This is a genomic window from Mycobacterium sp. (assembly GCF_049608025.1).
Lineage (GTDB): Bacteria > Actinomycetota > Actinomycetes > Mycobacteriales > Mycobacteriaceae > Mycobacterium.
Genome location: NZ_JBMYXC010000008.1, coordinates 87,643 through 106,171 on the forward strand (window position 1 = coordinate 87,643; position 18,529 = coordinate 106,171).

Consider the following 18,529-nt stretch of genomic DNA (forward strand, 5'->3'; position numbering starts at 1 on the left):
GCGCCTGTCGACTCAGATTCCCCGCCGCGCGGACTACGCCGTGGTGGATCGCCCGCCGGCGAACGGTGACGTGGTGCGCTTCGTGGCTCGTTCCTCGCGACGGGGCCGCGCCGTACACGATCTCGGCCCGCTCGATATCGCGGCCCTTGAGGTGCTTGATAGCTGGGACCGGTTGATCGAAGTGGGACCCAACGAGGCTATGGGCCACCTGACATGCCTCATCCAGTCGGGCACTCTGAACGCCAAGCGTCTCGCCTTGGCTAGCGGGACGGAACCAGGATCCTCTCGTGCGCGTCTTCGTTACTTGCCCTGTAGCGCAGGGCGGCAAGATCTCGCCGATGCGGTGCCGCCGCCGGATCCGCGCACCGAGTCCAAGGCACTCACTGGCCTGACAGTCGCTTGAGGTGGCCCTCTGGCGCAACCAGGACCCGGGGGGCTTCGCAGCGACGATCATCGCCGCAGCCGTCGGTGCACCGAAGTGCGGCGGTGATCGCCACCGTGGCGTTGTACGCCGTTCCAATTCAAACTATAGTTGCGCTACTCTAACTTTAGTTGGATAAAGGAAGGTATGCGCGCGATGCAGCTGAACCGGCCGTTCGCCACGGTGACGCCGACGTTGGATGGCGACGTGCTTGCGGTTTTGGCAGCCAGCGAGGTGACGTTCACCATCACCCAGATTCAGCGCATGCTGACCACCGCGTCAGGGGAGGGGATCCGCAAAGTCCTCACCCGCCTCACTGCCCAGGGTGTGGTGCTCCATGATCAGGTCGGCAGAACCAACACCTACCGACTCAACACCGAACATCTTGCAGCAGAGCCGATCCTGGCGTTATCGCGACTGACCGCCACGTTCCTCGATCGCCTCCAAACGCACCTGGAAAGGTGGGGCGAGGCGCTCAAGTACGCGGCGGTGTTCGGATCAGCGGCAACAGGGCGGATGACTCTCGACAGCGATATCGACCTGTTCCTGGTGCGCGCCTGTGACCCTGGACACGATGGCCGTCAGGAGGATTCGGCGGTATGGGAGCACCAGGTGACCGAACTCGCACGGTCGATCACCGCGTGGACCGGTAACGACGGCCGCGTCATCGAGTACACCGAAGATGAGCTTCGCACGGCGGCCGCCGCCGGTGAGCCGCTGCTGCGTGAGGTGGCCAGGCAGGGCCTGACCGTCGCCGGGACACGAGCATGGCTCAACAGGCAGCTGCGCCCGATCAGCGAGGCTGCTACAGCGAGGAGGATCTGATGGCGGGGACACGTGAGTGCGATTCCGTGGTCATCGCGGGGCGCTTGTCTAAGGCGATCGAGTTCTTCGACGCCGCTGAGCATCTGGAAGACGACATGCCCAACGCCGCGGGTGATCTGTTCGTGGACGCCGGGATCGCCGCTTCCGACGTCATCTGCTGCGTCCGGCTCGGCGTGCATTCGTCCAGCGGAACCCACAGCGAAGCCGTCACACTGCTGGAAACCGCAGACAAGGGATCCAAAACACACTTGAACACCCTGCTCGGTTTGAAGAACAAGGCGGCCTACACCCACCAGACACTGTCCAGCGCCGAGCGCAAGAAGATGAACCGCGCCGCTTCCCATCTGGTCGAGGCGGCCAAACGAGCCGTGGCATCAGCCGGCCAGTGATCTGACACTGCAAAGGAGCGGCCACCTGACCGGTGATTCCCTGGCCCACTGACGTTAATCACCGACGAACCTGAGACAAATCAAACCCGCTCCGACACTGGTCAGAGCGGGTTTCGCACTGTCGGGCTGACAGGATTTGAACCTGCGACCACTTGACCCCCAGTAAGCAGCGGTAGCGCATTTCCCCAGTTCGCTGATGGTTCTCACCCCAGCGGCGAGATGCGTGACGTTCATGGACGCGCAGGTCGTTCAGCATCGCGCATAACGTGTGGTCCCAGAGTGGTCCCGTCGGGGGGCACCCGTGTGTCCTCCGCCGCTCATCACCTGTCTGGTCTTACCTTGACACGAAACGTATACAGGTAACATTATCTGTATACGTTTCGTGCCAGAGTCGAACGGAGGAGGGTCACGTCGGTGGATGCTCTGACGCCGAGCACCGCGGGGCAGGCCGGCCTGTCGCGCAGCGCGCTCTACCGCGGCACGCGCGCGGGGCAGTTGCACCGCATCGCGCGCGGCATCTACTTGCCCGCGGAGGCGTCGGCTGCCGACTGGGATCAGATCGAGGCTGCGACACGGCGACCCGATGCCACAATCTGCCTGATCTCCGCGCTCGCCTATCACGACTTGACCGACACGATCCCCGCCGCGCTGCACATCGCGATCCCCCGGGGTGCGAGGACGCCCGCGAGCACAGGTGCGATCACGTGGCATCAATTCGATCGGGCTACATTCGAGATCGGACGCGAACAGATCACGATCCCCGGCTCGAGTCAGACAATCGGGGTCTACTCACCCGAGCGGTCAATCGCCGACGCGTTCCGGCTGCGCGGTGAGGTCGGATACGAACTGGCACGGGACGCGCTGCGCGAGTGGCTGCGTCGAGGCGGCAAACCAGCCCGACTGATCGAGATCGCGTCGCACCTCCCGCGAGCGAAATCCCCAGTCCTGCAAGCGTTGGAGATCCTGGGATGAGCTCCGGTGACACCGTGTTCCAACGCATCCAGGCCATCGCCCGTTCCACAGCGAAGAGCGGGACCGGCGCACCGACACAGGAGTACCTGATCCGCCACACCCTCGAATCGTTCCTAGACCGGCTCACACGCACGTCTCATGCCGAAGAATTTGTGCTCAAGGGCGGAGTTCTGCTGGCCGCCTACGGGGTACGGCGCCCCACAAAGGACGTCGATGCCAATGCCGTCCACGCCGACGTCACCGCCGAGCATCTCGTCCAGGTGGTCCGCGACCTCGCCGCGATCGACGTCAATGACGGTGTGCTGTTCGACATCGACACGATCAGCGTGCAGGAGATTCGCGAGCAGGCCGACTACCCGGGCCTTCGCGTACGGATCACCGCATCGGTCGGACCGTGGAGGGGCACCGCAGCCTGGGACGTATCCACCGGAGACCCGATCGTGCCGGCGCCGCGGCAGGTGGCGATCGACCGGATCCTCGGCGAGCCGATCACGCTCCGCGGTTATGCGCCCGAGACCATCATCGCCGAGAAAGGGGTCACCATCCTCGAACGCGGCATCACGAGCACCCGTTGGCGTGACTACGTCGACATCGTCCAGCTCGCCCGCCAAGGCATCGACCCCGATGAACTGCTCCGCTCGGCGCGGGCCGTCGCGCGCCATCGCAGCGTCACCCTCGAGCCCGTCGGACCGTACCTGGATGGCTATGGCGCAGTCGGACAAGCGAAATGGGCCGCATGGCGTCGCAAGGAGCACCTCGAATCGGCGTGCGAGGAATACCTCGACGAACAGATCACCCTGATCGCCTCCTGCCTCGATCCCGTCTTTGCCCGCGGCCCCGAATAGGCACGCGCAACATCAGTCCGACTGCGGAGTAGGCGTCCCGCGCCGCTTCGATGACGCGCACCACTTCACCCTCCGAGATGAGCCACCCAACGCCCCGGACAGACCTGGGTAGATCAAGCGGCATCCCGGCGGTGTTTTCGGTCGTTCATGGGGCGTGCCGCAGCTCGCGGCACTTTGACGATCGGACAAGTGCGCTACGACGAGCCCGAAGGTCGAGATCTGTGGTCCCAACCGGCTCAAAGCTAAACCAAGAAAAAGGTACTCTTGGATCAATACCGCACGTCAAAGCCTACTTCTCTGTGTCGGGCTGACAGGATTTGAACCTGCGACCACTTGACCCCCAGTCAAGTGCGCTACCAAGCTGCGCCACAGCCCGCGGTGCTGCCGGGATCGCCGGCGGCAGGCGAAATGCTACCGCAGCCCCACCCCGCAATCCCAACGGCCACCGGCAGCGCACCGTACCGTCGAGGGGTGACGAAAGTGCGCGAGGACACTCCCCTGTGGCTGTTCGCCGATCAGCTCGGTCCAGCCGTCCACGGCGGTGAGCACTCCCACCGCGAGGTTCTGCTGGTCGAAGCTCAGTCTGCCCTTCGGAAGCGCCGCTACCACCGCCAGAAACTGCACCTCGTGCTGTCGGCGCTGCGTCACGCCGACCGAGACCTCGGCGATCGCGCGACACTTGTCAAAGCAGACAACTACACCGACGCGCTGCACCGCTTCAACCGTCCGGTCCTCGTCCATGAACCGACCTCGCACGCCGCCGAGAAATTCGTCCACCGGCTGCATCAACAGGGTCTCATCGCCGACATCCTGCCCACCCCGACATTCGCGCTGTCCCGCAAAGACTTTCACGACTGGGCCGGTGACCGCGCCCGCTTCCGCATGGAAGATTTCTATCGCAGTCAGCGTCGCCGGTTCGACGTCCTGATGAACGGCGACGATCCCGTCGGCAACCGGTGGAACTACGACGAGGACAACCGCGAACCCCCACCGAAGAAACAGTCGACGCTGCAATTGCCCGCGCCGTATCGGCCCCGTGAGGACGACATCGACGATGCAGTCCGTGTCGACCTCGACCGAATGGATCTCGACGCGGTCGGCGTCGATGGCCCGCGCTTATTTGCCGTCACCCCCGCCGAGGCAAAGCGTGCGCTCGCCCGCTTCGTGGAGCACCGCCTGCCCGCCTTCGGCCGCTACGAGGACGCGGTCATGCGCGACGACTGGGCGATGTCGCACTCCCTGCTGTCCGTACCGCTCAACCTCGGCGTGCTGCATCCACTCGACGCCGTCGAAGCGGCCGAGCGCGCCTACCGGGACGAGAAGGCACCGCTGGCCGCCGTCGAAGGCTTCGTCCGGCAAATTCTGGGCTGGCGGGAGTACATGTGGCACCTGTATTGGCACCTCGGCCCGGACTATCTCGACAACAACCACCTCTCGGCCCACACCCCGCTGCCGGACTGGTGGACCGGCCTCGACGCCGACGCGGTGAACGCCCAGTGCCTGCGCCACGCCCTGGCCGGTGTCCGGGACCGCGGCTGGAACCATCACATCCAGCGACTCATGGTGCTGGGCAGCCACGCCCTGCAGCGCGGATACCGCCCCGACGAACTCACCGAATGGTTCGCCACCGCCTACGTCGACGGATTCCGCTGGGTGATGCCCACCAACGTCGTCGGCATGAGCCAGCACGCCGACGGTGGCCTGCTGGCCAGCAAGCCTTACACCTCCGGCGGGGCCTACATCAACAAGATGAGCGACCACTGCGGCGACTGCCGCTTCAATCCGAAGAAACGTCTGGGCGAGGACGCCTGCCCCTTCACCGCCGGGTACTGGGCGTTCACCCACCGCCACCGCGACCTGCTCGCGGGCAACCACCGGACCCGCCGAGCGGTGGCGTCGATGGACCGCCTGACCGACATAGCCGCAGTCGTCGAACAGGAATCAGCGCGCGACTGTTTCTGACTTGGACTCCGACTCGAACACCGGCGGTGAAACTTCTTCGGTCTCGGGCGCGAACCGTGGCGCGCGCGACGCCTTCCATGCGTAGACCACCAGGGACACCCACGCCACCACGATCAGCGAGTAGATCGCTGTCGACCACGGCCACTGAATATCGAAGAAGTGCACCAGCCTCTGGCTGTTGGTCAGCACGATGACACCGCCCACCGCGGTGCCCAGCAGCGCCGGGCTCACTCGGCTCACCAGCCACGCGGCGAACGGCGCCGCGATCACGCCACCGACCATCAGGCCCACCACCACCGGCCAGTTCTGCAGGAACTCCTCACGCAACCCGATCAGGAAGCCCAGCGAGGCCGACACCGACACCAGGAACTCCGACGCGCTCACCGAACCGATGACCATCCGTGGCGCCGTCTTGCCTTGCGAGAGCAACGTACTCGTCGTTACCGGCCCCCAGCCGCCGCCCCCCGAGGCATCGATGAACCCGCCGAACAGCCCCAGCGGAGCCAGGAACTTTGTGCTGTGGCTGGTCCCCCGCGCGCCGAATGTCAGCGGCGTCCGCAGCGAGAACCGCAGCAGCACATAGCTACCGATAGCCACCAGGATGGCGGCCATCAACGGTGCGGCGTGCTCGGTGGCCAGCGACGACAGCACGGTCGCGCCCACGAACGCGCCAACTGCTCCCGGCGCGCCCAGCTTGGCCACGATCGCCCAGTCGATGTTCTTGAACTTCCAGTGCGACAGGCCCGACGCGAAGGTGGTTCCGACCTCGGCCAGGTGCACTGCTGCGCTGGCCTGGGCGGCGCCGACGCTGGAAAGCACCAACAAGGTGGTGGCGGTGACGCCGAACGCCATGCCCAGAGCACCGTCGACAAGCTGCGCACCCGCGCCGACAAGCGTGAAGATGAGAAGCGAACGCATGGCTGCTTTCGAGAAGCGTGGTCACCGCATGGTGACCGCGAGGGACGGGTGGGTGCGCGTCAGGGACGCGGACAACACCACTCGTCGAAAGCCATCAGCCGGCGAGACGGCCAGAACGGCTCAAGCGCGCACACGTCGGACGGCGCCGGCGCGACCAGCACGCGTTCAGCCATCGACGTTCCTCACTACTGAGCTCTATCAACTTTCGAAAGACTACACGGTCAACAGGCGGTACAGCCCAATTGATCCCACCACGATGATCACCACCCGCAGCGCGGTCGGCGAGAGGCGCCGCCCGTAGTGCGCGCCGAGGAAGCCACCGACCAGCGACCCCACCGCGATCAGTCCGGCTGCTGCCCAGCTGATCCGGTCAAATGCAAAGACGGTATACGCGGCGGCCGCCACCACGTTCACCACCAGCGACAGCAGGTTCTTGGCGGCGTTCATGGCCTGCATGTCCTCGGGCAGCAGCGCGCCCATCGCGGCGATCAGCATGATGCCCTGTGCCGCGGTGAAGTATCCGCCGTAGACGCTGATGGCGAATGTCGCGGCCACCAACGCCGTCATCCGGCGAGCCGACACGTGATCGACTGCGCGCCCTGAGGCCTCGGCTCGAGCGCGCGCCCAGCCCTGGATCCGCGGGCCGACCACTACCAGCGCCAGCGCCATGACCAGCAGTACCGGCACCACCTGGGCGAACACCTTCTCCGGCAGGTGCAGCAGCAGCCAGGCACCCACACCCGCTCCGATGAACGACGCCGGAATCTGCCACGACAACCGGTCCCACTGACCACGCAACTCGCGACGATAGCCCCAGGTCCCCGACACGCCGCCGGCCACCAGCCCGACTGCGTTGGACATGGTGGCCGTCACCGGCGGATATCCCAGCGCGACCAGCGTGGGGAACGTGACCAGCGTGCCGGACCCGACGACGGCGTTGATGGCCCCGGCGCCGACACCTGCCAGCGCAATCACGATCATGTCGACGACAGGCACTCGGCCACCCTAGATCAGCGATTTCGGCGTGCTGATCGACGCCTGGCGACGACAACCACGCCGAAGTCACCGGGTTCGGGAGCGTGCACCCCTCTTTTCCCGAACCCTGACGTTGATCCTGATCGGGCTGCCCTCGAAGCCGAACGTCTCCCGCAGCTTGCGTTCCAGGAAGCGCCGATAGCCGGCCTCAAGAAAACCGCTGGTGAACAGCACGAAGGTGGGTGGACGCGCGGTGGCCTGGGTGGCGAACAGAATTCTCGGCTGCTTGCCGCCGCGCACCGGCGGCGGGGTCGCGGCCACAATCTCCTTGAAGAAGGTGTTCAGTCGTCCCGTCGACACCCTGGTGTCCCAGGACGCCAGCGCGGTTTCCAGGGCGGGCACCAGCCTCTGCACCGCCCGACCCGTCTTGGCCGAGATGTTCACTCTCGGCGCCCACTGCAGCTGCGCCAGCTGCAGGTCGATTTCGCGGTCCAGCAGGTAGCGGCGGTCCTCGTCGACCAGATCCCATTTGTTGAACGCCAGCACCAACGCCCGCCCGGCCTCGGTGACCATCGACAGCACCCGCTGGTCCTGCTCGGTCAACGGCTGCGACGCATCGATGAGCACGATCACCACCTCGGCCGAATCGATCGCGCCGTGGGTGCGTACCGAGGCATAGAACTCATGGCCGCTGGCCTGCCCGACCTTGCGCCGCAGCCCTGCAGTGTCGACGAATCGCCACAGCTTGCCGTCCATTTCGATCAGCGAGTCGACCGGATCCACGGTGGTTCCCGCGACGTCATGCACGACCGATCGCTCATCTCCGGCCAGCCGATTGATCAGCGAGGATTTGCCGACGTTGGGCTTGCCCACCAGCGCCACCCGCCGGGGTCCGCCGCCGCCGGCGCCGACCTCCGAAACCGTCGGCAACTCCTCGACGACGACGTCGAGGAGGTCGGCCACCCCGCGACCGTGTATCGCGCTGACTGAGTGCGGCTCCCCCAACCCCAGCGACCACAGCGCGGCGGCGTCGGCTTCGCCCCGTTCGGTGTCGACCTTGTTGGCCGCCAGGAACACCGGCTTTCCGGAACGTTGCAGCAATTTCGCTGCGGCTTCGTCGGCGGTCGTGGCCCCGACGACGGAGTCCACCACGAAGATGATCGCGTCGGCGGTGCGAATCGCCACAGACGCCTGATCGGCGACGAGCTGCTGCAGCCCCTTCGCGTCGGGCTCCCAGCCGCCGGTGTCTTGCACGACGAACCGTTGCCCCGACCACAGCGCGTCGTAGGACACCCGGTCGCGGGTCACCCCCGGGACGTCCTGAACCACCGCTTCACGTCGGCCCAGAATCCGGTTGACCAGGGTGGATTTGCCGACGTTGGGCCGACCCACGACAGCCACGACGGGCGGTGCCGCGACCTCCGCCGCAGCTTCTTGGATGGCCCCGGCGACCTCGTCGACCCCCAGTTCCCAGTCGCCTTCGTCAACCCAGGTGCCGTCCGAATCCTCGCTCATCGGGAGACCTTGGCCTTCTGCTCGACCAGTTCCCTGAGGTGAGCGATCACCTCGGACTGGTTCATGTGGCTGGTATCGACGACGATCGCGTCCTCGGCCGCCCGAAGCGGGGACACCGCACGGGTGGAGTCCAGATGGTCCCGGCGCTTGACGTCGGCGAGCACCCGTTGGTAGTCATCGGCCGAGCCCGCCTCGATGTTCTGGCCGTTACGCCGCCGCGCCCGCTCCTCGGCTGAGGCGGTCAGGAAGATCTTCACAGCGGCGTCGGGCAGCACGACGGTGCCGATGTCACGTCCCTCGACCACCACGTATCCCGGCCCCTGAGCCAAGGCCCGTTGCAGCACGACCATTCGGGACCGTACCCCCGGCACCGCCGAGACCGCCGACACCGCCTTGGTCACGGCATCGCCGCGGATCTCGGCCGACACGTCCTCGCCGGCCAGATAGCAACGGTCCTCGCCCGGATCCTGGCCGACGGCCAACTCGATGCCATCAGCCATCCCGGCGATCGCCGCTGCGTCGCCGAGGTCGATGCCGCTGCGCAGCGCGCTCAGCGTGACGATGCGGTACATCGCGCCGGTGTCCAGATACTTCGCAGCCAGAGTCTTGGCCAAACCCCTTGCCACCGAGGACTTTCCGGTACCCGCCGGACCGTCGATCGTAATCACCAGTGCACGGCTCACAGGCCCACCGCCTTGTAGAGTCCGCCGATCTCCTTCTGAGTCAGCACCCGAATACTGCCCGGCCGTTGATCGCCGAGCGCGACCGGACCGATGTCCGTGCGGACCAGTTCCTGCACGGGGTAACCCACTTCGGCCAGCAGTCGGCGCACGATGCGCTTGCGGCCTTCGTGCAGCGTCACCCGCACCAGCGACTTACCAGGCACCGCGTCCACTACCGCGAAATCGTCGACACGTACCGGCCCGTCGTCTAATTCGATCCCCTCGCGCAGCTTGCGACCCACGCCGCGAGGCGGCGTTCCGACTACGGTCGCGAGGTAGGTCTTGCGCACTTCGAACGACGGGTGCATCAATCGGTGCGCAAGCTCACCTTCGTTGGTCAGTAGCAGCAGACCTTCTGTATCGGCGTCCAGGCGTCCGACGTGGAACAGCTTCTTGTTGCCGCGAACCCGGTGCTCGACCAGGTCACCGACACAAGGGCGGCCGCGGTCGTCAGACATCGTGGAGTGCATACCCAGCGGCTTGTTGATCGCCAGGTGCACGAGCGTGTCGTCGAGGGTGATCCTGACCCCGTCCACCCGAATTACCGACACGCCGGGGTCGACCCGCGTGCCCATCTCGGTGACCACGGCGCCGTCCACCTCGACGCGACCATCGCGAATCATCTTCTCGGCGACGCGGCGGGAGGCAATTCCGGCCTGCGACAACACCTTCTGAAGGCGGACACCATCGTCATCGGCCATTCTCACTCCCGGTCTACGTCGAAGGATACCGCCGACTCGGGAGTGGGAGCGCCGTTCAGTTTCATGAAACGTGGCTCTTCACCGAGATTTTCGCTGAGATCGTCTATCACGTCTATCTCAGGCAGCAGCGGCGCGATGTCGGGGAGGTCGGTCAGCGATGTCAGGCCGAGCCGTTCCAGGAACAACTCCGTGGTCGCGAAGGCGACCGCGCCGGAGTCGGCGTCAGTTCCGGCTTCGGTGATCAGGCCGCGAGCCAGCAGCGTGCGTATCACCCCGTCGACGTTGACACCGCGCACCGCGCTGATTCGCGCCCGGGTAACGGGTTGCCGATACGCGATGACGGCCAACGTCTCCAAAGCCGCCCGGGTGAGCTTCGAGCGCGCGCCGTCCAGCAGCAGCTTCTCGACGTAGGGGGCGAATTTCGCGCGGGTGTACATTCGCCAACCGCCGCCGGCTTCGCGCAGATCGATGCCGCTGTCGCGGGCGGCGAACTCGCCGGCCAGCGACTGCAGTGCCGCGGCCACCCGGGCCGTCGGTTGCTCTGTGGTGGCGGCCAGCGCATCGGTGCTGACCGGGGTGTCGACGACCAGCAGCAGCGCCTCGAGCACCGAGTTCAGTTCGGCATCATCAATTGCGGCATCGTCTACGGCAGGGTCCATTGCGGCAGGGTCCGTTGCGGCAGGGTCCATTGCGGCAGGGTCCATTGCGGCAGCGTCGATTGCGGCAGGATCCACGTTGCCCGAGTCCGGCTCGGGGCCCGAGGGTCCGGCGCCGGTCGAGCCGTCTGAGATCTCGTTGGCCATCAGTCTTATCTATCCCGCATCGGCGGTCACCAATGGTTGGCTGCCAGTTTGCTCGCCGGTCCACGAAATCTGAAGCACACCAAGCGGTTCGGACTGATCGAAAGCCACTGCCCTGGCTTGGTACAGTTCGAGCAGCGCCAAGAACCGTCCCACGATCTCCATCGGCAGCCGACAGTCGATGACGAGGTCGGAGAACGAGGCCCACTGGCCGACTCCACGGCTCTCGAGAATGGTCATCAGCTTGGCTGCCTGTTCGGGTACCGACACCGACACCTGGTGCAGATGATCGGTGCTCACAGTCGGCACCGGCCGCGGGGTGAAGACAGCCGCGGCGATCTGCGCGAAGCGGTCGGCGTCCACCCCGAGCATCACCTCGGGCAGCAGATTCTCGTAGCGTTCCTCCAGCGCCACCGCCCTGGGGTAGCTGCGCAGCGCCGCGGCCTCCAGTTCGGCGAACATCCCGGCGACGTGCTTGAACGCCCGGTACTGCAGCAACCGGGCGAACAACAGATCGCGCACCTCAAGGAGCGCTAGGTCATCTTCATCGTGGACCTCACCTGCAGGTAGCAGACGGGCCGCCTTGAGATCCAACAGCGTTGCCGCGACCACCAGGAAGGACGTGGTCTCATCGAGCCCGAGATGGGGCCCTATCGCCTTGGTGTAGGCGACGAACTCGTCGGTGACCTGGTGCAGCGCCACCTCGGTGACGTCAAGCCGGTGACCGAATATCAGCTGCAGCAACAGGTCGAATGGACCCTCGAAATTGCTCAGCTTGACCTGGAAGCCAGCCTGCGTGGGACCGGTTTCTTCGGCCTCTTGGCTGTTCGGCGTCGCGCTCACGCGCCGAACCGGTCGATCACCTCACGAGCCAGCGCCCGATATCCCTCGGCACCAGCTGATTTCGGCGCCCAGGTGGTGATGGGCTCGCCGGCCACGCTGGTCTCGGGGAACCGCACGGTGCGGGTGATGACGGTATCGAACACCAAATCGCCGAACCGCTCCACGACGCGGGCCATCACCTCGCGCGAGTTCACGGTGCGGGAGTCGAAACGGGTGACCAGAATCCCGCTGATGGCCAGCTTCGGGTTCAGTCGGTCGTGCACCTTCTCGACGGTGTCGGTCAACAGCGCCAGACCGCGCAGCGAGAAGTACTCGCACTCGGTGGGGATGATCACGCCGTCGGCACAGGCGAGCCCGTTTACCGTCAGTAGGCCCAGGGACGGCTGACAATCGACCAGCACGTAGTCATAGCGATCCAGCACCGGGTACAGCGCCCGGCCCAGCGCTTGTTCCCGGCCGACTTCGTTGACCAGCTGGATCTCGGCTGCCGACAGGTCGATGTTGCTGGGCACCAGGTCCATCCCCGGGACCCGGGTGCTGAGCAACACCTGGTCGATGGACACCCGTGGCTCGACCAGCAGGTTGTGCACCGTGTTGTCGAGTTCGTAGTGCGGCACCCCCAGCCCTGCCGACAACGCACCCTGCGGGTCGAGGTCCACCAGCAGCACGCGTCGCCCATATTCGGCGAGGCTGGCACCCAGGTTGATTGTCGAGGTCGTCTTCCCGACGCCGCCCTTCTGATTGCACATGGCCACGACCTTGGCCGGACCGTGAGTGCTTCGGGGCCGAGGCTCGGGGATCGGCCGCGGCAGCCGACCCGTCAAGCCGGGTGTGGGCTCCGCGCTGTCCGTACCGTCGTTCATGCCAGACCCTGGCTGGTCAGGCAACCCACAGGCTTAGCGGACATCGGGGCAAGCTTAACGGGGAGCATCCGGCCGGTGAGACAGACCCGCAGGCAATAGTGCGGGCAGTCAGTGCCGAGTGTGCGTCCAGGGCCAGAAATCGCGGAAAAATTGGCTCTCGACGCACACTCGGCGAGGCGGCGTGAAATCGCGGCGTGGAATCTAGGCTGGCCTGATGAGCCTCAAACAGCGGTTTCCCTTCCTGCGGCTGTCGACGTGGCGCCTCGCTGTGGGTATGCCGTCGTTCCTGCGCACCGGTCAAATCGGAGACGGACGGGAGGCCGCGTGCGCGTCCTACGTGGAGACCACCGCCCGCCGCGGTGACATCGACGATGTTCTCGCCGCCATCGACAGGTTCGCCTACGAGAAGCAGCTGCTGGTCAACGTCGGCGACGAGAAGGGATTGCTGCTCGACGCGGCCGTCCGCCGCGCCGCGCCGAAGCTGGCGCTGGAACTTGGTACCTACTGCGGCTACAGCGCGCTACGGATCGCCCGTGCGGCGCCCTCGGCGCGCGTCTGCTCGATCGAATTCTCCGCCGCAAACGCCGAAGTGGCTCGGCGAATCTGGGCGCACGCCGGGGTCGCCGACCGGATCAGTTGCGTGGTCGGCACCCTCGGCGACGGCGGGCGAACACTCGATACCCTGGCCGACGAACACGACTTTCGGCCCGGAGGCCTGGATCTGCTGTTCATCGACCACGACAAGCGCGCGTATCTTTCGGATCTGCAAAGTGTTCTCGACCGCGGATGGCTGCATCGCGGATCGATCGTGGTCGCCGATAATGTCCGGGTTCCCGGCGCACCGAAGTACCGCGCGTACATGCGTTCGCACCAGGGCGGCCGGTGGAACACCATCGAACACAAGACCCACGTCGAGTACCAGTCCCTGCTGCCGGACCTGTTGCTCGAGTCCGAGTACCTGGGCTGAGCAGTCCCCCCGGTCGAACTCCTCACCGCGACTCGTACCTCGCCGCTCAATCGTCGTCCGACTACCGCGCCCGGGGATGGGCGCCCGACCACACTTCGCGCAGCGCATTCACGGTGACCAAGGTGTAGATCTGGGTCGTGGTCACCGACGCGTGGCCAAGCAGTTCCTGCACGACACGGACATCAGCGCCGCCGTCGAGAAGGTGGGTTGCGAAGGAGTGCCGCAGCACGTGTGGGGACACCGTCGCGGTGATGCCCGCACGCTCAGCAGCGTCCTGCAACACCTGCCAGGCGCTCTGCCGCGACAATCGGCCGGCCCGCGCATTGAGGAACATCGCGGGTGTGCCTCTGCCGCGTCTGGCCAGTTCTGGGCGCCCGCGCACCAAGTAGGTGTCCAGTGCGTTGACCGCCGGACGACCGATCGGAATGAGCCGCTGCTTGCCGCCCTTACCGCGCAGCAACACCGAGCGGGCATGGGTGTCGACGTCATCGAGGTCCAGTCCGACTGCCTCTGAGATTCTCGCGCCTGTGGAGTACAGCAGCTCCAGCAATGCGCGGTTGCGCAGCGTCAACGGCCCGTCGGCCTCACTGTCTCCGCCCGCTCCGTCCAGTAGCGCCAACACATCGTCGATGGTCAGGCTCTTGGGCAGTCGGCGGCTGGGCGTCGGCGGCTTCACCGCGGCCGCGACGTCGATGGCGGCAATTCCTTCTGAGGCCGCGAATCGGTGCAGCCCGCGCACCGCGATCAGCGCCCGGGCGGCGGAGACCGCCGACAACGGCACCACCCCGTTGTCGGGGTCGCCCCGGCGCAACGCAACCAGGAACTCGCTGACGTCGACCTCGGCCACGCTCCCCAGATCGTCGAGCCCCCGGGAACTCAGGTGTTCGGCGTAGCGCCTCAGGTCGCGGCGGTAGGAGCTCAGCGTGTTGGCCGCCACGCCACGCTCTATCGCCAGATGGTCGAGGTACCCCTGGAACTGGTCATCAAGAGCGGACCCGCGTGAGACTGAGGTGTGATTCACCGGCGCACCCCCCGACGCGCGAAGGCCGCGGGACGGTCAATCCACGGCGCGTCGACCGAGCGCAGCGAGCCGACGTCGGACATCGCGTGCGCCGCCAGGATGCCGGCGACCGATATGGAGTTGACGATCTCGCCGGAATAGACCTTGGCGACGGCGTCGCCGAGCGCGAAGCGACGCACCGTCAGATCGGCTTCTTCATCGTGTGCCACCGGACGGGGGACGTCGCTCAGGCCGGTGGCAAGGAAAACCCGCACGCTCTCGTCGCTGAACCCGGGCGCAGTGTCCAGGTCGAGCAGCGTGTGCCAGGTTCGGGCGGCCAAGCCCGCCTCTTCGGCGAGCTCACGGGCCGCCGACGCCTGGGGAGCCTCCCCGTCCAGGTCCAGAAGCCCAGCAGGAAGCTCCCACAGCCTCCTGCCGAACGCGTGTCGGTATTGCAGGACCAGGACGATGCGGCCCTCTTCGTCAATCGCGACAACGGCCACCGCCCCGAAATGCTCGACGACTTCCCGGCGCGCGGTTCCCCCGCCGGGCATGCGCACCTCATCGGCGCGAACCGCGAATATCTTTCCGACGTAGGGAGTTTCTGACGCGGCGACGGAAAACTCATGGCTGCCCGCGTCGTTCCAGTCGGTTTCACCGTCAGCCACGGGCTGGGGTGTCCTCGCGGACGTATTCGGCGCCGTTGGCCCGCTGCTCTGCTGCCTTGTGTTCGGCGGGTTCGGGGATTTCTACCGGCAGCCGCTCCTCGTTCTTGTAATCCAGCGATGCGCCGATGAACGCCGCGAACAGCGGATGCGGCCTGGTGGGACGGCTCTTGAGCTCCGGATGGGCCTGGGTGCCGACCAGGAACGGGTGCACGTCGGCGGGATATTCGACGAACTCGACGAGGTTTCCGTCCGGTGATGTGCCCGAGAACCGCAGCCCGCTTGCGGCGATGCGATCCCGGTAGGAGTTGTTGACCTCGTAGCGGTGCCGGTGACGCTCAGATACGGTCTGGGCTTCGTATGCCTGCGCCACAAGGGATTCCGATTCGAGTATCGCCGGGTAAGCCCCCAGTCGCATGCTGCCACCGAGGTCGGCTTCGCCGGCGACCACCTCACGCTGGTCGGCCATCGTAGAGATCACCGGATCAGGGGTCTCTGGATCGAACTCCGACGAGTTGGCCCCTTCCAGGCCCACAGATCGGGCGGCCTCGATCACGATGCACTGCAGACCCAGGCACAAGCCGAATACCGGGAGCCCACGCTTGCGCGCGTACCGAATAGCCCCGATCTTGCCTTCGATGCCGCGGATCCCGAAGCCGCCCGGGATCAGAAGACCATCGACATCGGCCAACGCCGCGGCGGCACCGCTGCTGGTTTCGCAGTCGTCGGAGGCCACCCAGTGCATCTCGACCTTGACGTGGTGAGCGAAGCCGCCGGCCCGTAGCGCCTCAGCAACCGACAGGTAGGCATCGGAGAGGTCGATGTACTTGCCCACCAGCGCGATTCGTACCGTATCGCGGGGCTCGTGCACGCGTTTCAACAAGTCGTTCCACTGCGTCCAGTCCACGTCGCGGAACGACAGGCTCAGCCGCCTGACCACATAGGCGTCGAGTTCCTCGCGATGCAGAACCTTGGGGATGTCGTAGATCGACGGCGCGTCCGGAGTGGAGATGACACCGTCGATGTCCACGTCACACATGAGTGCGATCTTGATCTTCAGCGGGTCAGGCACATCCCGATCGCAGCGCAGGATCAACGCGTCGGGGGTGATACCGATACTGCGCAGAGCGGCCACGGAGTGCTGGGTCGGCTTGGTCTTGAGCTCACCGGAGGGCGCCATGAAGGGCACCAGCGAGCAGTGCAGGAAGAAGCAGTTATCCCGGCCCACCTCGTGCCGAACCTGGCGGGCAGCCTCTAGGAACGGCAGCGACTCGATATCGCCCACCGTTCCGCCGATCTCGGTGATCACCACGTCGGGCTGGTCACCGTCACCGTCGCCGTCCGCCATCGCCAAGATGCGCCGCTTGATCTCGTCGGTGATGTGCGGAATCACCTGGACGGTGTCACCCAGGTACTCGCCGCGGCGTTCCTTGGCGATCACCGACGAATACACCTGACCCGTTGTGACATTGGCAAAGCCAGACAGGTTGCGGTCGAGGAATCGCTCGTAGTGGCCGACGTCCAGATCAGTCTCCGCACCATCCTCGGTGACAAACACCTCGCCGTGCTGGAACGGATTCATCGTGCCGGGGTCGACATTGAGATAGGGGTCGAGCTTCTGCATCGTCACCTGCAGGCCCCGCGCGGTGAGCAGCTGCCCGAGGCTGGAAGCAGTCAGGCCTTTGCCCAGCGATGACACCACGCCGCCGGTCACGAAGATGTGCTTGGTGGCGGGCCGCAGGTGCTTGCGAAACGGCTTCAATCGGCCAGGCAAGAGCAACCTCCGTGACGACGGGCAGGGCTTAGTTCTTGTGGGCTCGGCTCGGAAGTTTGAACCCGGTTCGGGGCCTGCCGACCCACGGAATCTCACCCTAACACCAGCACCGACAAGCCGTCGTTGACACGCGGGGCGCCCCGCTACACAACCGTCAGGGCTGTCCGATCCGGGCCGGATTCATCGTCGGCATCGGCGCCGGTGTCGACCCCCGCGCCTAGAGTCGCGAAAAACGCGAACCAGGTCTGAGGCTGCACCGCTGGTCCCCCCGATATTCGCCCGTAATCACAAACTGAGCTCCAGATAAATTACCTTGAGATCGCTCATTAGTTTATTCAGAGTTTCCACAAATTTGGCGGCATGCAAGGGCGTCGCGGAAGTGTCATATTCGGCCGCGCGGCCCTTTCCTTGGCGTTGGCTGTGAAGTTGCTGTGAGGCCTGAAGGCGGCATCCTGCTGCACCAAAGGGCCGAAATTAGCGCAGTACACAGTTTGCAGAATATGTCCATTAACGGCCGCAAACTAACTTGCCCGTCTGAAATTGAGGATGCTCTTGACGCTCGGCGAAAGCTGGTGTTCGATAGCTTTTCGTGTTGAGTTGATATCAGTTCGTGATCTGAACGTGATCGGACCGAGTCTCCGCAGAGTTGGTCTCAATAGAGTGGACAGGGGTGGGTTGCCATGGGTTACGGGCGATTTGTGGGCCGTGTTGGTGCGTTGGCTGTGGCGCTGGGGATTGGCCTGGCTGCCCCCGCAGTAGCGACGGCTGATTCTGCCGACGAGACGAGCGGGGGTGGAGCGAGCTCCGATGCCGCGAGTACCCGCAGCGAGGCCGCCGGCACGGGCAGCTCTGAGACGGAGTCGACCGATGATTCCCGGACCGATGAATCCCCGCACGGGACAACTCAGACAGATGACGCCGACCTGGATGACGCCGACCTGGATGACGCCGACCTCGATGCCGGTTTGGATGCCGGTTTGGATGCCGACCTGGATGACACCGACCTGGATGACACCGACCTGGATACCGGTCTGGATGACACCGACCCCGTGCACAGCCCCGAGTTAGTCGATGAAACCGAGTTGCTCGCTGAGACTGAGTTGCCGGAAGAAGCCGATGCATCGGACCCACCGGCATCTGCGGGTGATTCAGCGTCGGACCTCGAAACCACCGAGGAGACGGACGACTCAGGTGCACCAGCCCAGGTCGCTGCTTCCGACGCTGAGGTCCCGGACGTGTCACTGGGGGCCGACGGTGGCGAGGCCGCGTCGCGCTCCGACGCCGATCCGGTTGTGCTGACCGAAACGCTGGATTCCGGCGACATGCGCATCGCCGATGAGCCGGACATCGCAGTAGTCGCCGAGCGGAACTC

General features: G+C 65.6%; 17 protein-coding genes, 1 tRNA gene and 1 pseudogene. 7 read left to right on the top strand and 12 right to left on the bottom strand.

From position 1 onward, the window contains the following. The first annotated feature begins 577 nt into the window (after positions 1–577). From ACPGXI_RS04880 to ACPGXI_RS04895, 4 genes are all read left to right on the top strand, one after another. Positions 578–1,246: a nucleotidyltransferase domain-containing protein gene (locus ACPGXI_RS04880; protein WP_526650377.1), complete on the top strand. Its 669-nt coding sequence runs from the start codon at positions 578–580 to the stop codon at positions 1,244–1,246. After that, positions 1,246–1,635 carry a hypothetical protein gene (locus tag ACPGXI_RS04885; protein ID WP_526650379.1) on the top strand — a complete coding sequence of 130 codons (390 nt, stop codon included), beginning with the start codon at positions 1,246–1,248 and terminating at the stop codon, positions 1,633–1,635. The genes ACPGXI_RS04880 and ACPGXI_RS04885 overlap by 1 nt, the downstream gene beginning before the upstream one ends. Positions 1,636–2,049: 414 nt before the next feature. After that, the gene (locus ACPGXI_RS04890; protein ID WP_526650381.1) at positions 2,050–2,607 is read left to right on the top strand and encodes a type IV toxin-antitoxin system AbiEi family antitoxin domain-containing protein; all 558 of its coding nucleotides are present in this window, start codon (positions 2,050–2,052) and stop codon (positions 2,605–2,607) included. Beyond that, the gene (locus ACPGXI_RS04895) at positions 2,604–3,452 is read left to right on the top strand and encodes a nucleotidyl transferase AbiEii/AbiGii toxin family protein (RefSeq protein WP_526650383.1); all 849 of its coding nucleotides are present in this window, start codon (positions 2,604–2,606) and stop codon (positions 3,450–3,452) included. The genes ACPGXI_RS04890 and ACPGXI_RS04895 overlap by 4 nt, the downstream gene beginning before the upstream one ends. A 302-nt stretch (positions 3,453–3,754) precedes the next feature. Here ACPGXI_RS04895 and ACPGXI_RS04900 read toward each other — a convergent pair. Then, positions 3,755–3,828: transfer RNA gene (locus ACPGXI_RS04900), tRNA-Pro, on the bottom strand. 95 nt (positions 3,829–3,923) lie between these two features. On the opposite strand from ACPGXI_RS04900, the gene ACPGXI_RS04905 reads away from it, so the two are divergent. Further along, a complete protein-coding gene (locus ACPGXI_RS04905; protein WP_526650385.1) occupies positions 3,924–5,414 on the top strand; it encodes a cryptochrome/photolyase family protein in 1,491 nt (496 codons plus the stop codon). Here ACPGXI_RS04905 and ACPGXI_RS04910 read toward each other — a convergent pair. The 8 genes from ACPGXI_RS04910 to ACPGXI_RS04945 form a co-directional block, all read right to left on the bottom strand. Then, positions 5,394–6,332, bottom strand: a complete 939-nt coding sequence (locus ACPGXI_RS04910) for a sulfite exporter TauE/SafE family protein (protein ID WP_526650387.1) — start codon at positions 6,330–6,332, stop codon at positions 5,394–5,396. The two genes, ACPGXI_RS04905 and ACPGXI_RS04910, sit on opposite strands and share 21 nt — an antisense overlap. Positions 6,333–6,545: 213 nt before the next feature. Beyond that, the gene (locus tag ACPGXI_RS04915) at positions 6,546–7,313 is read right to left on the bottom strand and encodes a sulfite exporter TauE/SafE family protein (RefSeq protein ID WP_526650419.1); all 768 of its coding nucleotides are present in this window, start codon (positions 7,311–7,313) and stop codon (positions 6,546–6,548) included. 81 nt (positions 7,314–7,394) lie between these two features. Next, entirely contained in the window at positions 7,395–8,822 is a 1,428-nt protein-coding gene (gene der, locus ACPGXI_RS04920) for a ribosome biogenesis GTPase Der (RefSeq protein WP_526650389.1), read from the bottom strand. Beyond that, the gene (cmk, locus tag ACPGXI_RS04925; protein ID WP_526650391.1) at positions 8,819–9,505 is read right to left on the bottom strand and encodes a (d)CMP kinase; all 687 of its coding nucleotides are present in this window, start codon (positions 9,503–9,505) and stop codon (positions 8,819–8,821) included. Before cmk ends, der begins: the two co-directional genes overlap by 4 nt. Continuing rightward, positions 9,502–10,245, bottom strand: a complete 744-nt coding sequence (locus ACPGXI_RS04930; RefSeq protein ID WP_526650393.1) for a pseudouridine synthase — start codon at positions 10,243–10,245, stop codon at positions 9,502–9,504. The genes cmk and ACPGXI_RS04930 overlap by 4 nt, the downstream gene beginning before the upstream one ends. A gap of 2 nt (positions 10,246–10,247) precedes the next feature. Further along, positions 10,248–10,934: an SMC-Scp complex subunit ScpB gene (gene scpB, locus ACPGXI_RS04935; RefSeq protein WP_526650421.1), complete on the bottom strand. Its 687-nt coding sequence runs from the start codon at positions 10,932–10,934 to the stop codon at positions 10,248–10,250. A gap of 123 nt (positions 10,935–11,057) precedes the next feature. After that, positions 11,058–11,888: a segregation/condensation protein A gene (locus ACPGXI_RS04940; RefSeq protein ID WP_526650395.1), complete on the bottom strand. Its 831-nt coding sequence runs from the start codon at positions 11,886–11,888 to the stop codon at positions 11,058–11,060. Further along, positions 11,885–12,751, bottom strand: coding sequence for a ParA family protein (locus tag ACPGXI_RS04945; RefSeq protein WP_526650397.1), 867 nt, complete (start codon positions 12,749–12,751; stop codon positions 11,885–11,887). The genes ACPGXI_RS04940 and ACPGXI_RS04945 overlap by 4 nt, the downstream gene beginning before the upstream one ends. Before the next feature lie 214 nt (positions 12,752–12,965). Here ACPGXI_RS04945 and ACPGXI_RS04950 point away from each other — a divergent pair, with 214 nt between their 5' ends. After that, positions 12,966–13,718 carry an O-methyltransferase gene (locus tag ACPGXI_RS04950; protein WP_526650399.1) on the top strand — a complete coding sequence of 251 codons (753 nt, stop codon included), beginning with the start codon at positions 12,966–12,968 and terminating at the stop codon, positions 13,716–13,718. 61 nt (positions 13,719–13,779) lie between these two features. Here the strand turns inward: ACPGXI_RS04950 and xerD are convergent, their stop codons facing one another. Genes xerD through pyrG form a run of 3 tightly spaced genes read right to left on the bottom strand, consistent with a single transcriptional unit; the run spans position 13,780 to position 17,145 of the window. Then, complete coding sequence (xerD, locus tag ACPGXI_RS04955) at positions 13,780–14,739, bottom strand: site-specific tyrosine recombinase XerD (protein ID WP_526650401.1); 960 nt, start codon at positions 14,737–14,739, stop codon at positions 13,780–13,782. Beyond that, the gene (locus tag ACPGXI_RS04960; protein ID WP_526650403.1) at positions 14,736–15,386 is read right to left on the bottom strand and encodes an NUDIX domain-containing protein; all 651 of its coding nucleotides are present in this window, start codon (positions 15,384–15,386) and stop codon (positions 14,736–14,738) included. The genes xerD and ACPGXI_RS04960 overlap by 4 nt, the downstream gene beginning before the upstream one ends. Then, positions 15,379–17,145, bottom strand: a complete 1,767-nt coding sequence (gene pyrG, locus ACPGXI_RS04965) for a CTP synthase (RefSeq protein ID WP_526650423.1) — start codon at positions 17,143–17,145, stop codon at positions 15,379–15,381. The genes ACPGXI_RS04960 and pyrG overlap by 8 nt, the downstream gene beginning before the upstream one ends. Before the next feature lie 692 nt (positions 17,146–17,837). On the opposite strand from pyrG, the pseudogene ACPGXI_RS04970 reads away from it, so the two are divergent. Next, positions 17,838–18,529: pseudogene (locus tag ACPGXI_RS04970) on the top strand (hypothetical protein); the annotation flags it as partial.

Excerpts from the sequence above, each read along its gene's own strand:
- ACPGXI_RS04880 (WP_526650377.1), top strand. The coding sequence starts at position 578 with ATGCAGCTGAACCGGCCGTTCGCCACGGTGACGCCGACGTTGGATGGC.
- ACPGXI_RS04945 (WP_526650397.1), bottom strand. The coding sequence starts at position 12,751 with ATGAACGACGGTACGGACAGCGCGGAGCCCACACCCGGCTTGACGGGT.
- ACPGXI_RS04910 (WP_526650387.1), bottom strand. The coding sequence starts at position 6,332 with ATGCGTTCGCTTCTCATCTTCACGCTTGTCGGCGCGGGTGCGCAGCTT.
- ACPGXI_RS04915 (WP_526650419.1), bottom strand. The coding sequence starts at position 7,313 with ATGATCGTGATTGCGCTGGCAGGTGTCGGCGCCGGGGCCATCAACGCC.
- ACPGXI_RS04950 (WP_526650399.1), top strand. The coding sequence starts at position 12,966 with ATGAGCCTCAAACAGCGGTTTCCCTTCCTGCGGCTGTCGACGTGGCGC.
- ACPGXI_RS04930 (WP_526650393.1), bottom strand. The coding sequence starts at position 10,245 with ATGGCCGATGACGATGGTGTCCGCCTTCAGAAGGTGTTGTCGCAGGCC.
- scpB (WP_526650421.1), bottom strand. The coding sequence starts at position 10,934 with ATGGACCCTGCCGCAACGGACCCTGCCGCAATGGACCCTGCCGTAGAC.
- ACPGXI_RS04895 (WP_526650383.1), top strand. The coding sequence starts at position 2,604 with ATGAGCTCCGGTGACACCGTGTTCCAACGCATCCAGGCCATCGCCCGT.
- ACPGXI_RS04885 (WP_526650379.1), top strand. The coding sequence starts at position 1,246 with ATGGCGGGGACACGTGAGTGCGATTCCGTGGTCATCGCGGGGCGCTTG.
- der (WP_526650389.1), bottom strand. The coding sequence starts at position 8,822 with ATGAGCGAGGATTCGGACGGCACCTGGGTTGACGAAGGCGACTGGGAA.